This is a genomic window from Embleya sp. NPDC050154, assembly GCF_044460165.1.
Lineage (GTDB): Bacteria > Actinomycetota > Actinomycetes > Streptomycetales > Streptomycetaceae > Embleya.
The window spans coordinates 1-16,010 of record NZ_JBITJP010000057.1; the positions used below are offsets into that span (position 1 = coordinate 1).

Sequence of the window (16,010 nt, forward strand, 5' to 3'; positions counted from 1 at the left end):
TTGGGGTCGGGGGTGTCGGGCTTGGCGTGGAGGACGTCGATGAGGTTCCAGTCGACGTAGGGTTTGAGGGCTTCGGCGCAGGCGTCGAGGTGTTCACGGAACGGTGTGGACGTTGCGTAGAGGTCGAGTGCCATGCCGTCCCATTGGCTGCCTTGTCCGGGGAAGACGAACACGATCTTGCCGGGGTCGGCGGTGGCGGTGCCCTGGATCAGGTCGGGAGTCTCTTCCTGGCGGGCGAGGGCGCTCAGGGTGGCGGTGTGGTTGCCGATGATCACCGCGCGGTGCTCGAAGGACGCCCGTCCGGCCAGCACGCGGGCGACCGAGGGAGCACTGAAGTCGGCTTGTGCCGCCAGGTGTTCGTGGAGCTGCCGCGCCTGGTCGCGCAGCGCCTGCGGGGTGCGGGCCGACACCAGCCAGGGGGTCGGAATCGGGTCGGCGACCGGTTCGATCACGGCCTCGGTCCGGGTTCGGTCGGCGTTCGGTGCCTGTTCGACGATGACGTGCGCGTTGGTGCCGCTGACGCCGAAGGAGGAGACGCCTGCTCGTCGGGGGTGGTTGGTGTCCGGCCAGGGTGTGGGTTCGGTGAGGAGTGCCACCGCGCCGGAGGCCCAGTCGATGTGGGGTGATGGTTCGTCGACGTGGAGGGTTTTGGGGAGTAGGCCGTGTTGCATGGCGAGGACCATTTTGATGACGCCGCCGACGCCTGCGGCGGCTTGGGTGTGGCCGATGTTGGACTTCAGGGAGCCGAGGTGGAGGGGGTGTTCGGTGGGGCGGTTGTGTCCGTAGGTGGCGAGGAGGGCCTGGGCTTCGATGGGGTCGCCGAGGGTGGTGCCGGTGCCGTGTGCTTCGACGGCGTCGATCTGGTCGGGGGTGAGGTTGCCCGCGGCGAGTGCCTGGCGGATGACGCGTTCCTGGGAGGGGCCGTTGGGTGCGGTGAGTCCGTTGCTGGCGCCGTCCTGGTTGATGGCGGAGCCGCGTAGTACGGCGACGATGGGGTGGCCGTTGCGTTGGGCGTCGGAGAGGCGTTCGAGCAGGAGCAGGCCGACGCCCTCGCCCCAGCCGGTGCCGTTGGCGGTCGAGGAGAATGCCTTGCAGCGGCCGTCGGGCGACAACGCCCGCTGCCGACTGAACTCGACGAAGGTCAACGGGGTGGCCATGACGGTGACGCCACCGGCGAGCGCCAGCGAGCATTCACCGTTCCGGAGTGCCTGGGAGGCGAGGTGGATCGCGACGAGCGAGGACGAGCACGCGGTGTCCACCGTCACCGCCGGACCCTCGAACCCGAACGTGTAGGCCACCCGACCGGTGGCGACGCTCCCCGCGCTGCCGTTGCCGATGTAGCCCTCGAAGCCGTCCGGCGCGTTCAGATGCAGGCGTGAGCCGTAGTCGTTGTACATGACACCGGCGAACACACCGGTTCGGCTCCCCCGTACGGAGGCCGCGTCGATCCCGGCCCGTTCGAAGGCCTCCCACGCGGTCTCCAGGAGCAGCCGTTGTTGTGGGTCGGTGGCCAGTGCCTCGCGCGGGCTGATGCCGAAGAACTCCGGATCGAACCGTGCCGCGTCGTACAGGAATCCGCCCTGACGCGTGTAGCTGGTGTTCGAGCGCTGCAGGTCGGGGTCGTACAGAGTCTCCAGATCCCAGCCGCGCTCGGTCGGGAACTCGCCGATGGCGTCGGTGCCTTCGGCGACCAGTCGCCACAGGTCCTCGGGCGTGCGGACGCCGCCCGGGTAGCGGCAGCTCATCGCCACGATCGCGATCGGCTCATCCGGGCTCACCGTCGCGCGGGTGGGCGTAGTGGGTACGCGTGCGCCGGGTCGGTCCGACAGTTCGCGACCGAGGTGGGCGGCCAGCGCGCTCGGCGTCGGGTGGTCGAAGACGAGTGTGGCGGTCAGTCGCAGGCCCGTCGCGGTGCTGAGGCGATTGCGCAGCTCGACTGCCGTGAGCGAGTCGAAGCCCAGGTCTTTGAAAGGGCGTTCGGCGTCCACCGTGTCCGGACTCGGATGGCCCAGCACACCGGCCACCTGCCCGCGGACCAGTTCCAGAAGCGTCCGGGTCCGGTCCGTTTCGGCGAGTCCGGCGAGCCGCTCGACCCAAGTCGAGGCGTGCGCAGATCCGCCCAGAGAGCCTGCCGCCTGTGCACGACGGCCGGAGGCGCGGATCAGGTCACGAAGGACGGCGGGAGTGTTTCCGGCGTCGGCCTGGTCGCGCAGTGCGCGGGAGTCGAAGGCGGTCGGCACCGCCGTCGGTTGGGTCAGGAGCAAGGCCCGGTCGAGCAGATCCAGCCCGTGCGCGGTGCTCAACGGCGCGAGGCCGGAGCGCCGGATCCGGCTGCGGTCGGTGGCGTCGAGCGTGTCGGTGATTCCGCTGGTTTCGGTCCAGAGTCCCCAGGCGAGTGAGGTGGCGGGTTGGTGGTGGGTGTGTCGGTGGTGGGCGAGTGCGTCGAGGAAGGTGTTGGCGGCGGCGTAGTTGGCTTGTCCGGGGTTGCCGAGGGTGCCGGCGATGGAGGAGTAGAGGAGGAAGTGGGTGAGGTTGTGGTGGTGGGTGAGTTGGTGGAGGTTCCAGGCGGCGTCGATCTTGGGGCGTAGGGCGGTGTCGAGGTGTTGGTCGGTGAGGGTGGTGAGGGTGGCGTCGTGGGTGGTGCCGGCGGTGTGTACGACGGCGGTGAGTGGGTGGTCGGTGGGGATGGTGTCGAGGAGTGCGGCGAGCGCGGTGCGGTCGGCGGCGTCGCATGCGGTGATGGTGATCCGGGCGCCGAGTGCGGTGAGTTCGTCTTGGAGTGCTGTGGCGCCGTGGGCGTCGGGTCCGCTGCGGCTGGTCAGCAGGAGGTGTTTGGCGCCGTGTCGGGTGATGAGGTGTCGTGCGGTGAGGCTGCCGAGGGTGCCGGTGCCGCCGGTGATCAGGATGGTGCCGTTCGGGTCGAGCGGGCGCGCGGTCGGTGCGTCGGGAGCCGGGTTCGGTGTCAGCCGGGTGAGCCGGGGGACGAGCACGGTGCCTGCACGCAGGGCGATCTGTGGCTCATCGGTGGCCAGGGCCGCGGCGAGTGCGGAGGCGGCGCGTTCGCCGTCCGTGTCGGTTTCGATGTCGACGAGGGTGAACCGGTCCGGATTCTCCGCCTGCGCGGTTCGGACGAGGCCCCATTGGGCGGCGGCGGCCAGGCTGTGGATGTCCGCGTCGGCCGTGGTGGCGACGGCGTTCCGGGTGACGAGGATGAGGCGGCTGTCGGCGAGACGATCCTCCGCGAGCCAGTCCCGGACCAACGCGAGCGTGTCGCGAGTGGCGGCACCTACGCCCGCCGGCGTGTCGTCGGATGGCTCGATGGCCGCGACGACGGTTTCGGGGACCGGGGCGTCCTCGGGTAGCCCCGCCAGAAGTGCCGCGAGTGTGGGCCGGATCGCCTCCGCCTTCGCGGCGAGCGGGTGGGTGTCGGCCGCGAGCAGGGTCCAGGCCGCGGCGGGCACGTCGGTCGGCAGCCCGGCGGCGGGGTTCCAGACGACGTGGTGCAGGTGGTTTCCGGCGGTGGGTCCGGAGCGCAACTGCCGGGTGTCGGTGGGCCGGAGGGTGAGGGCGTCGATGGTGGCGACGGGCGTGCCGGCGGGGTCGGTGAGGGCGAGCCTCGCGGTGTGCTCGGCCGTGGTCGTCACCTGTACGCGCAGTGTGGTCGCACCGCTCGCGTGCAGGCGGGCGCCTGTCCAGGCGAAGGGGAGCTGGATGCGCTCGGGGTCGTCGGCGAGCGCGATCAGCGCTAGCGTGTGCAGCGCCGCGTCCAAGAGCGCGGGATGCAGGCCGAACCCGTCCGGGGTGACGCCGTCCGGCAGAGCCACCTCGGCGTACAGGTCGCCCCCGGACCGCCAGGCGGCCCGCAATCCCCGGAACACCGGTCCGTAGGACAGCCCGTGTGTGGCGAGCGAGGCGTACGCGTCGGCGAGGTCGATCGGCGTCGCGTGCTCGGGCGGCCATACCTCGTGTTGCTCGACCAGGTCGCGCGGATCCACCGGCGTGCCGGCCGCGAGCGTGCCGACCGCGTGCCGTGTCCAGGCTTCGGCGTGGTCGGCCGGGAGGCCGGGTTCCGCGTCGTGTTCGCTCCGCGAGTGGATCGTGATCGATCGCCGGCCGGTCTCGTCCGGACCACCCACCGCGATCTGGATCAACACGCCGGCACTCTCGGGAAGCACGAGCGGGGCTTCGAGGGTGAGATCCTCCACGACGTCGAGTCCGACGTGGTCGCCGGCCCGGATCGCCAGGTCGACGAACGCGGCCCCGGGCAACAGGGGTGTGTCCACAATCGCGTGATCGGCCAGCCACGGCTGCGCGCGCAGCGACAGGCGGCCGGTGAACAACAGCCCGTCGCCGTCCGCGGGGGCGATCGCCGCTCCCAGCAGGGCGTGCCCGGCGGCGTACAGACCGGCGGACGTCACGTCGCTCCCGCCGGCCGGCGCCGCCAGCCAGTACCGCTCATGCTGGAACGGATACGTGGGAAGCCCGACGGCGGACTCGCCTGCCGTGAGCAGCGAAGTCCAGTCCGGTAGCCCGTCGAGCAGGCGGGTGTGCGCGACGGCGGCGGTGAACGTGTCCGGCTCGCCGTGCTTGCGGCGCAGGGTCGGGATGAAGACGGATTCCCGACCGGCCGAGGACTGGTCCGCCTGCCGGAGGTCGTCGATCGTCTCCTGCGCGAGGGTGGTGAGGGTGGTGTCGGGTCCCAACTCCAGGTAGGTGGTGACGTTTTGGTGGTGGAGGGTGGTGATGCCGTCGTGGAAGTGGACGGCGTGGCGGATGTGGTTGGTCCAGTAGGTGGGGTCGGTGAGTTGTTCGGTGGTGGCGATGGTGCCGGTGGTGTTGGAGATCAGTGGGGTGTGTGGGGGGTGGTAGGTGAGGGTGCTCGCGATTGTGTGGAACTCGTCGAGGATGGGGTCCATGTGGGGTGAGTGGAATGCGTGGCTGACCTTGAGTTCCTTGGTCTTGTGGCCTGCCGCGCGGGCCTGTCCGGCGATGTGCAGGCAGGCGCCGTGGTCGCCCGAGATCACCGTGGCCCGAGGTGCGTTGTGGGCGGCGATCGAGACCAGGGCCTCGTGTCCGGCCAGCAGTTCGGCCAGCTCGCTCGGCGCGGCGTTGATCGCGATCATCGTGCCGAGGGTGGGTGCGCTCTGCATGAGGCGGGCGCGTGTGGTGACGAGGGTGGCGGCGTCGGGGAGGGTGAGGACTCCGGCGAGGTGGGCGGCGGTGAGTTCGCCGATGGAGTGGCCGATGAGGTAGTCGGGGGTCACGCCGTGGTGGGCCAGCAGGTGGTGCAGTGCGGTTTGGAGGGCGAAGAGTGCGGGTTGGGTGTAGCGGGTCTGGTTGAGGAGTTTGGGGTGGTGGTCGATCACTTCCCGGAGGGGTCGGTCCAGGTGTGGGTCGAGGTGGGCCACGGCCTCGTCGAAGGCGTCGGCGAACACCGGGTACGCGGCGCGCAGTTCGGTGCCCATGCCGGGTCGTTGGCTGCCCTGTCCGGTGTACATGAACGCCGTCGCACCCTTGCCCGGCGCGTACCGGTTTTGCACGACCGAGGCTCCGGTGCGGTTGTCGGCGAGACCGAGCAGTCCGGCCAGGAAGCCGTCCCGATCCCCGGCGACCACGGCCGCCCGGTGGTCGAAGCTGGTCCTCCCGGTCGCCAACGCCCGTGCCACGGCGGCCACATCGGCCTCCGGGTTCGCCTCGATGTGGGCGTGCAACCGGCGCGCCTGATCGCGCAGCGCGTGCGGAGTACGGGCCGAGAGCACCCACGGGACCGGTCGCGGAGCGATGTCGGTCGTAGCACTCCCGGCGGTCGTGATCGCCGCCTGCCCGGTGGTGGCCGCAACCGTCCCGGTGCCGGAGTCGCTGCCGGACTGGGAGTTGGTGTCGGTCCCGGTTTTGTTCGCAATCCCGGCCCCGGTCCCGGCTTCGTTCCCGTTCCCGACCCCGGCCCCGGCCCCGGCCCCGGCCCCGGCCCCGGCCCCGGCCCCGTTTCCGATCCCGACCCCGGGCCCGGTCGGCTCCGCGTCGGCCTGCTCGATGATCACGTGGGCGTTGGTGCCGCTGATCCCGAACGACGAGACGCCGGCCCGGCGCGGGTGGTCGGTCTCGGGCCACGGTTCGGCCTCGGTCAGCAGGGTGACCGCGCCGGCGGTCCAGTCCACGTGCGATGACGGCTCGTCCACGTGCAATGTCTTGGGCAGCACGCCGTGCCGGATCGCCTCGACCATCTTGATCACGCCCGCGACACCCGCCGCCGCCTGGGTGTGGCCGATGTTCGACTTGATCGAGCCGAGCCGCAGCGGCAGTTCCGCGGGCCGATCGATGCCGTACGCCTCCAGCAGCGCGTGTGCCTCGATCGGGTCGCCGAGCCTGGTCCCGGTGCCGTGAGCCTCCACCGCGTCGACCTGATCCGGCGTCAGCCCCGCGTCGGCCAGCGCCTGGCGGATCACCCGCTGCTGGGACGGCCCGTTGGGGGCGGTCAGTTGGCTGCTGGCGCCGTCCTGGTTGACCGCCGAACCGCGCAGCACCGCCAATACCGGGTGCCCGTTGCGCCGGGCGTCCGACAGTCGTTCCAGCAGCAGCAGTCCGGCACCCTCGCTCCAGCCGGTACCGTCCGCGGCGGACGCGAACGCCTTGCAGCGGCCGTCGGCGGCGAGACCACGCTGCCGGCTGAATTCGACGAACGTTGCCGGGGTGGCCATCACGGTGACCCCGCCCGCCAGTGCGAGCGAGCATTCCCCCTGCCGCAGCGCGTGCGCCGCCAGGTGCAGTGCGACCAACGACGACGAGCACGCGGTGTCCACGGTGACGGCCGGGCCTTCGAGGCCGAAGGTGTAGGACACCCGGCCGGACGCGATGCTGCCCGCGCTGCCCGCGACCAGGTAACCCTCGAAGCCGTCCGGAACGTTCGCGTGCAGCCGCGACCCGTAGTCGTTGTACATCACGCCCGCGAACACGCCGGTACGGCTGCCGCGCAGCGAGGTCGGTTCGATCCCCGCGCGCTCGAACGCCTCCCACGCGGTCTCCAGGAGCAGCCGGTGCTGCGGGTCGGTGGCGAGCGCCTCGCGCGGACTGATCCCGAAGAACTCCGGGTCGAACCCGTCCGCGTCGTGCAGGAAGCCGCCCCGATTCGTGTACGAGCTGCCGACCCGATCCGGGTCCGCGTCGTACAGCCCGTCCAGGTCCCAGCCGCGCTCGGTCGGGAAATCGCCGATGGCGTCGGTGCCTTCGGCCACCAGCCGCCACAGGTCCTCCGGTGTCCGGACGCCGCCCGGGTAGCGGCAGCTCATCGCGACGATCGCGATCGGCTCCTGCGCCTTGGTCTCAAGCTCCTGGAGCCGGCGCCGTGCCTGGCGCAGGTCGGTGGTCGCGCGCTTGAGGTAGTCGCGAAGCTTCTGCTCGTTCGTGGTCGTCATGCGAAGTCAGCCCCCTTGAGGCAGCCAGTGGTCGTGGGACGGGTCGGCGCGGGTCTGCTCAGAGTTCGTTGTCGAGGGCCTCGAACAGCTCGTCGTCCGTCGCCGAGGCGAGGTCGTCGTCGGCGCCGTCGCCCGTGCGGGTGGTGCCGTTCCAGGTGCGGAGCAGGGTTTGCAGCCGGCCGGTGACCGCCGAATGGTGGTCGAACCCGGTCCCGCCGGTTGCGGTCAGCGAGGCGAACACGGCGTTCAACCGGTCCAGTTCGGCGAGCAGCGAATCGGCTGGACCGGCCGACTGGGAGGTCGGCGCGAGTCGGCTGCGCAGGTAGCCGGAGAGCGCATGGATGGTCGGGTGGTCGAAGACCAGCGTGGTCGGCAGCCGCAACCCGGTCGCACCGCCGAGGCGGTTGCGGAATTCGACGGCGATGAGGGAGTCGAAGCCCAGGTCGAGGAAACCTCGCGACGCGTCGATGGTGTCGGGCGTGGGGTGTCCGAGCACGGCGGCGGCCTCGGCGCGGACGAGTTCGAGCAACAACCGGCCCTGCTCGGGCTCGGCCGAAGCGGCGAGCCGTGCCCGAAGCGCAGTCGGATCGTTGCCCTCGGCCTCGCGCCGGGTTCGTTTGGCCGGTACGCGGACCAGGCCGCGCAGGATGGCGGGGGTCGTCCCGGCGCTCGCCTGGGCGCGCAGCGCGGCCGGGTCCAGGCGGGCGGGCACGGCCGTCGCGTGGCCGGCACGCAGTGCGGCGTCGAACAGGCCGAGCCCCTCCTCGCCGCCCATCGGCGTGATCCCGACCCGGGACATGCGCCCGAGGCCGGCGGCGTCGAGGTGGCCGGTCATCGCGCTGTGCTCGGCCCACAGGCCCCAGCCGAGCGAGGTGGCGGGCAGCCCGTGTGCCCGGCGGTGCTGGGCCAGCGCGTCCAGGAAGGCGTTGGCCGCCGCGTAGTTGCCCTGGCCGGCGGTGCCCAGCGTCGCGGTCACCGACGAGTACAGGACGAAATGGGTGAGGTCGAGGTCGCGGGTGAGTTCGTGCAGGTGCCAGGCGCCGTCCACCTTGGGCCGCAGGACCACGTCGACGTGCTCGTCGGTGAGCGCGCCCAGGGTGGCGTCCCGCACGGTGCCGGCGGTGTGCACGACGGCGGTCAGGGGGTGCTCGGCGGGGATGGTGCGCAACAGGGCGGCCAGGGCCGCGCGGTCGGCCGTGTCGCACGCGGCGATGGTGATCCGTACGGTCGGCGAACCGAGTTCGGCGGCAAGTTCCGCGGCGCCGTCGGCGTCCGGGCCGCGGCGGCTCGCCAACAGCAGGTGTCCGACGCCGTATTCGGTGATCAGGTGCCGGGCGATCAGCCGACCCAAGGCGCCGGTACCACCGGTGACCAGCACCGTCCCTCCGGCGGCGGGCGGCGTGACATGCCCTGCCCCGACCGCGCCGGAGCGCACCAACCGGGGTACCAGTACCGCTCCCGCCCGCACCGCGAGTTGCGGCTCGCCGGAGGCCAACGCCGCGCCGAACGCGAGCCGGGAGGCTTCGTGCCCGTCGAGGTCGACCAGCACGAATCGATCCGGGTGCTCGGTCTGCGCCGTACGGACCAGGCCCCATTGCGCGGCGCCGGCCAGATCGTGCGGATCCTCGTCCGAACGGGTGGCGACGGCGTCGCGGGTGACCAGGACCAGGCGGGTGTCGGCCAGACGTTCGTCGGCCGACCAGGCCTGGAGCAGCGCCAGGGTGTCCCGGGTGGTGGCGTGCACGCTCGCCACCCGGTCGCCGATGTGGGAGACGATCACCGCGACCACGGTCGCCGGGGCGGGTGTGTGCCGATCCAGGCCGGCCTGGAACGCCGCGAGGTCGGCGTGGGTCGCCGCCGCGTCCGGGGCGAGCGGGTCGGTCTTCGGCGCCAGCAGCGTCCAGCCGGAATCGTTCGCGTCCCCGACTTCGGCCGCGCGCCTCCACTCGACGTGGTGGAGATGTTCGTCGCTCGCCGGCCGCGCGGTGTACGGGCGCAGCGCAAGGGTGTCGATCGTGGCGACGAGCTTGTCGTCGGTGTCGGTGAGGGTGAGCGCGGCGGTGTTCCGGACGGTCGTGAGCCGGACCCGAAGGGTGCTCGGACCGGGCCGACCCGTCCGGTGCAGGCGAGCCCCGGTCCAGGTGAACGGGAGCGGCACGCGGTCGGGTTCGTCGGCGAGCGCGGCGAAGGCGAGCGGGTGCAGCGCGGCGTCCAGGAGGGCCGGGTGCAGGCCGAATCCGGCGGGCTCGATCTCCTCGGGCAGGCGCACCTCCGCGTAGAGGTGGTCGTCGCCCAGCCGCCACACCGCGTGCAATCCCTGGAAGGCGGGTCCGTACCCGAGACCGGCGGCGCCGAGCGTGTCGTATAGCGCGTCGACGTCCACGGCGATGGCCCCCGCCGGCGGCCAGGCCGAGGAGACGCCTTCGCCGGCCGGCTCGGGTTCGTCGATGTCCCACGAGGTGACCACCCCGGACGCGTGCACGGTCCACGCCTGACCGTCGTCACCGCCCGCCTCGGACTGCTCGGACCGGGAGTGGATGGTCACCGTCCGTCGGTCCGAGTCGTCTGCCTCGCCCACCGCGACCTGGATCTGCACGCTTCCGGTGTCCGGCAGCACGAGCGGCGCGTGCAGCGTCAGTTCCTCGACGCCGTCGTGGCCGAAGTGCTCGGCGACGTGCAGGGCGAGGTCGAGGAAGGCGGTGCCGGGGAGCAGGGTGGTGTCGAGGACGGTGTGGTCGGTGAGCCAGGGGTGGGTGGTGCGGGAGAGGCGTCCGGTGAGGATGAGTCCGTCGTTGTCGGCGAGGGGGAGGGCGGCGGCGAGGAGCGGGTGGTCGCTCGCGTCCAACCCGGCGGCGGCGACATCGGTATCCGCCCGCGCCTGGAGCCAATACGGCTCGTGCTGGAACGCGTAGGTGGGCAGATCCTCGACGATCGGGCCGTCGGCGTCGAGCAGGGTGCCCCAATCCGCGGTGCTCGTGCCCAGCCGGGCCTGTGCGACGGCGGTGATCAGGACCGGGGCTTCCGGGTGCTTGCGGCGCAGGGTCGGGATGAAGTCGGACGACGCCTCCTCGGCAGGGCCACCCGATCGCAGGCTTTCGACGGTGTCCCGGGCGAGGGTGGTGAGGGTGGTGTCGGGGCCGAGTTCGAGGTAGGTGGTGACGTTTTCGTGGTGGAGGGTGGTGATGCCGTCGTGGAAGTGCACGGCGTTGCGGATGTGGTTGGTCCAGTAGGTGGGGTCGGTGAGTTGCTCGGCGGTGGCGATGGTGCCGGTGGTGTTGGAGATCAGTGGGGTGTGGGGGGAGTGGTAGGTCAGGTCGGCGGCCACGGCGTGGAACTCGGAGAGGATGGGGTCCATGTGGGGTGAGTGGAATGCGTGGCTGACCTTGAGTTCCTTGGTCTTGTGACCGGCCGCGCGGGCCTGTTCGGCGATGTGGAGGCAGAGTTCGCGGTCGCCGGAGATGACGGTGGCGTGGGGTGCGTTGTGGGCGGCGATGGAGACGAGGTTTTGGTGTCCGTCGAGGAGTTCGGCCAGTTCGGTGGGGGCGGTGTTGATGGCGATCATGGTGCCGCCGGTGGGTGCGGTTTGCATGAGGCGGGCGCGTGTGGTGACGAGGGTGGCGGCGTCGGGGAGGGTGAGGACTCCGGCGAGGTGGGCGGCGGTGAGTTCGCCGATGGAGTGGCCGATGAGGTAGTCGGGGGTGATGCCGTGGTGGGTGAGGAGGTGGTGGAGTGCGGTTTGGAGGGCGAAGAGTGCGGGTTGGGTGTAGCGGGTCTGGTCGAGGAGTTCGGGGTGGTGGTCGATCACCTCGCGCAGAGGCGTGTCCAGGTGCGGATCGAGGTGGGCGACGGCCTCGTCGAAGGCGTCGGCGAACACCGGGTACGCGGCGCGCAGTTCGGCGCCCATGCCGGGTCGTTGGCTGCCCTGCCCGGTGTACATGAACGCGGTCTTGTCGGCGCGGGTCACGGGTCGCCTCCGGACCGTCGTCGGGCCGGTCCGGTCCTGGGTGAGGGCGGTGAGGCCGGTTACGAAGTCCTCGTGAGCGGTGCCGATCACGGCCGCGCGGTGGTCGAAGGTGGTCCGTCGGGTCGCCAGGGTGCGGGCGATCGCGGCGGCATCGGCGTCGGGGCGCGCGGTGACGTACGCCCGCAGCCGCTCGGCCTGATCGCGGAGTGCCTGTGGGCTGCGTGCGCTGAGTACCCACGGCACAGGTAGGGCGATGGCGGCGTGGTGCCCGCCCGGCTCCGGCTCCGACTCCGGTCCCTGGTCCGGCTTTGCCGGCTGTGTGGGTGCCTGCTCGATGATGAGGTGGGCGTTGGTGCCGCTGATGCCGAAGGAGGAGATGCCGGCGCGGCGCGGGTGGTCGGTCTCGGGCCAGGGTTCGGCCTCGGTGAGCAGGGTGACGGCGCCGGCGGTCCAGTCGACGTGTGGTGACGGTTCGTCGATGTGCAGTGTCTTGGGCAGAACGCCGTGCCGCATGGCCAACACCATCTTGATCACACCGCCGACACCGGCGGCGGCCTGGGCATGCCCGATGTTGGACTTCAACGAGCCAAGGTAGAGGGGAAGTTCGGCCGGTCGGTCCTGGCCGTAGGTGGCGAGCAGGGCCTGTGCCTCGATCGGGTCGCCGAGTTTCGTACCCGTGCCGTGGGCCTCCACCGCGTCCACCTGACTTGCCGTCAGACCGGCACTGGCGAGAGCCTGGCGGATCACCCGTTGTTGGGAGGGGCCGTTGGGTGCGGTGAGTCCGTTGCTGGCGCCGTCCTGGTTGACGGCGGAGCCGCGCAGGACGGCGAGGATGGGGTGTCCGTTGAGTTCGGCGTCGGAGAGCCGCTCCAGCAGCAACAACCCGGCGCCCTCGCTCCAGCCCGCGCCGTCGGCCGAGGCGGAGAAGGACTTGCATCGGCCGTCCGGGGCCATCCCGCGCTGGCGGCTGAACTCGATGAACACGTTGGGCGTGGCCATCACGGTGACGCCACCGGCGAGCGCGAGCGTGCACTCGCCCTGCCGCAGGGCCTGCGCGGCCAGGTGCAGCGCGACCAGCGACGACGAGCACGCGGTGTCCACACTGACCGCCGGGCCCTCCAACCCGAAGGTGTAGGACACCCGGCCGGACGCGACGCTGCCCGCGCTGCCGTTGCCGAGGTAGCCCTCGAACCCTTCCGGTGCCCGACTCAGCAGCCGCGACCCGTAGTCGTTGTACATGACGCCGGTGAATACGCCGGTACGGCTGCCGCGCAGCGAGGTCGGTTCGATCCCCGCGCGCTCGAACGCCTCCCACGCGGTCTCCAGCAGCAGTCGCTGTTGCGGGTCGGTGGCGAGCGCCTCGCGCGGACTGATCCCGAAGAAGTCCGGATCGAACCCCTCGGCGTCGTACAGGAACCCGCCCTCGCGGGCGTAGGACCGACCGGCCCGCGTGGGATCCGGGTCGTACAGCCCGTCCAGGTCCCAGCCGCGTCCGGTGGGAAAGTCGCCGATGACGTCCTTGCCGGCGGCGACCAGGTCCCACAGATCGTTCGGCGTACGGACGCCGCCCGGGTAGCGGCAGCTCATCGCCACGATCACGATCGGATCGTCGTCCGCCGCCCGGACCGGCCCTACCGAGCCGGCCGCTGCGTCGCCGTCCGGTACGCCCAGGACCTCCGAGCGCAGGAATCCGGCGAGTGCGGCGGGCGTCGGGTAGTCGAAGATCAGGGTTGCGGGCAGTCGTACACCGGTCGTGCCGGTGAGCCGATTGCGCAGTTCGACGGCGGTCAGCGAGTCGAAGCCCAACTCCTTGAACGTGCGCTCGGTGTCAACGACTTCGGACGTGGTGTGACCCAACACGACGGCCACACCGGAACGGATCACTCCAAGCAGCTCGCTCTCGCGGCGTTCGACGGGCAGGGCCGCCAGCCGTTCGGCCCAGGTGCCGGCTGCGGTCGACGTCGGATCCGCCACCCGCCGAGCCGGGACGCGGACCAGGCCACGCAGGACGGCGGGGATCGGACCGGTGACCGCCCGGGCGCGCAGTGCGCCCGGGTCCAGGCGGGCGGGCACGGCCGTCGGGCGGCCGGCACGCAGTGCGGCGTCGAACAGGCCCAGCCCCTCGTCGGTCGCCAACGGTACGACGCCGCCCCGGGACATCCTGGCCAGATCGGTCCCGTCCAGGTGTCCGGTCATCCCGCTGCTTTCGGCCCACAGGCCCCAGGCGAGGGAGGTGGCGGGGAGGCCCCGCGCGTGGCGATGCTCGGCCAGCGCGTCGAGGAACGCGTTCGCGGCGGTGTAGTTGCCCTGTCCGGCGTTGCCGAGCGTTGCGGTGACGGAGGAGTAGAGGACGAAGTGGCTGAGGTCGTGGTCGCGGGTGAGTTCGTGCAGGTGCCAGGCCGCGTCGACCTTGGGCCGCAGGACCGCGTCGAGATGCTCGCCCGTCAGGCCGGTGACGACCGCGTCGTGCAGCGTGCCGGCGGTGTGGACGACGGCGGTGAGGGGGTGGTCGTCGGGGATGCCGCCGAGGAGGGCGGCAAGTGCCGGGCGGTCGGCGGTGTCGCATGCGGTGATGGTGATCTGCGCGCCGAGTGCCGTGAGTTCGGTGGCGAGCTCGTCGGCCCCGTCGGCGTCGGGGCCGCTGCGGCTGGTCAACAGGAGGTGCTTGGCGCCGTGGTCGGTGATCAGGTGTCGTGCGGCGAGGCGGCCGAGGGTGCCGGTGCCGCCGGTGATCAGGACGGTGCCGTCCGGATCGAGCGGGCGCACGGTCCGAGTCTCGGCGACGTCGACGCTCGCTCGGACCAACCGAGGAAGGAACACGCTGCCTTCGCGCAGAGCGAGCTGCGGTTCGCCGGAGCCCAGCGCCGCGCCGATCGCCGCCACGGAGGAGGCGTGGCCGTCCGTGTCGATCAGCACGAAGCGGTCCGGGTACTCCGCCTGGGCGGTGCGGAGCAGGCCCCACAGCGGCGCGCCGGCCAGACCGGGCACCTCCTCGCCCACCTTCGCGGCGACCGCGCGATGTGTCAGCACCGCGAGTCGGGAGGTCTCGAATCGTGCGTCGGCGAGCCAGGATTGCACCACGCGCAGAAGGTGCCGGGTGCCGGTGTGGGCCTGCCCGATCGGGTTCGGCGGAGCGGATTCCGAGGGGGGCACCGTGATCAGCACGACGTCCGGCACGCCGGACCCGGCCTCGACGGCGGCGTGCAACTCGGGCCAGCCGGCGTACGTGCTACCGACCGCGACGGAGTGGTGGGCGGGGCCGGCAGGCTCGGTGAACGCAGTGAGAGTCGCCACCGTCGGTGTGGCCTCGGCGGTGAGTGGCGTCGGGACCCAGTCGAGGTGATGGAGCGAACCGGCGCCGCTCGTGCCGGTCTTGGCCAAGCCTCCGTCCGGGGTCGGACGGAGGGCCAACGACTCGACGGACAACACCGGTTCACCCGTGGCATCGGTCACGGAGAGGGCGAGCGCGTCGGGCCCGGCGGGGGCCAGGCGGACGCGGAGCGTGGTGGCACCGGTGGCGAGCAGGCGCACACCCCGGAAGGAGAACGGCAACCTCGGCCCGCCGGGCGACCCCGGCCCGGTGTCGGTGTCGAGCCCCGCGTGCAGCGCGGCGTCCAAGAGTGCCGGATGTATGCCGAACGCAGCGGCGTCATCACGCTGTTCGGCGGCGAGGGCGACCTCGGCGAAGCGCTCGTCGCCGACCCGCCAGGCGGCTCGGACACCCTGGAAGGCCGGGCCGTATCCATACCCGACGGCGGCCAGCGCCGCGTACAACTCGTCGGCGTCGATGACGGTCGCGTGCTCGGGAGGCCATGGCGCTGCGGCGAAGGATGCGGTGCGCGCGGCGGCGTTGGGCGCCGCGAGAGTGCCCGTGGCGTGTCGGGTCCAGGGTTGGTCGGTGTTCGGGTCGTCGGTGCGGGAGTGGATGGTGATGGTGCGTCGGCCGGTGTCGTCCGGGGCGGCGAGGGCGACCTGAAGCTGGACGGCTCCGCTGATGTGGACGATCAGCGGGCTTTCGAGGGTGAGTTCCTCGACGGCGGGTGCGTCGGTGGCCTCGGCGGCGTGCAGCGCGAGGTCGACGAACGCCGTGCCGGGCAGCAGCACGGTGTCCAGGACGGCGTGGTCCGCGAGCCACGGGTGGGTGCGCAGCGAGATCCGACCGGAAAAGAACCGCGCGCCGGATTCGGCGAGTTCGACCGTGGCCCCGAGAAACGGGTGTCCGGATGCGCTGAGTCCGGCGGTGGCGACGTCGGTGTTGCCGGGGCGCACGTCCAGCCAATAGGACCGACGCTGGAAGGCGTAGGTGGGGAACCCGGGTTCGGGCTCGGTGTGGCCGCCCGTCGGGATATGCGAGGTCAACGCGCCGTCGATGCCGTGGGTGTGCAGGGTTGCCAGGCTGGTGGTGAAGCGGTGGTGGGTGCCTTGGTCGCGGCGGAGGGTTTCGATGACGTGGACGTTGTGACCCTCGGTGGTGTCGGTGATGGGGTGGGTGAGGACGGGGTGGGGGCTGGTTTCGATGTAGGTGTGGTGGCCGGTGGTGGTGAGTTGTTCGATGGTGGGTTGGAGGAGGACGGGGTTGCGGAGGTTGTCGTACCAGTAGTGGGCGTTGAGGGTGGTGGTGTCTTGGATGTGGG

At 71.6% G+C, this 16,010-nt stretch carries 2 protein-coding genes; both read right to left on the reverse strand.

Going from position 1 to position 16,010, the window contains the following annotated elements:
• On the reverse strand, positions 1-7,412 hold a 7,412-nt coding region (locus ACIBSV_RS50195; RefSeq protein WP_395874639.1), incomplete at its 3' end, for a type I polyketide synthase.
• Between the two features lie 58 nt (positions 7,413-7,470).
• A partial coding sequence (locus ACIBSV_RS50200) for an SDR family NAD(P)-dependent oxidoreductase (protein WP_395874641.1) occupies positions 7,471-16,010 on the reverse strand: 8,540 nt, incomplete at its 5' end.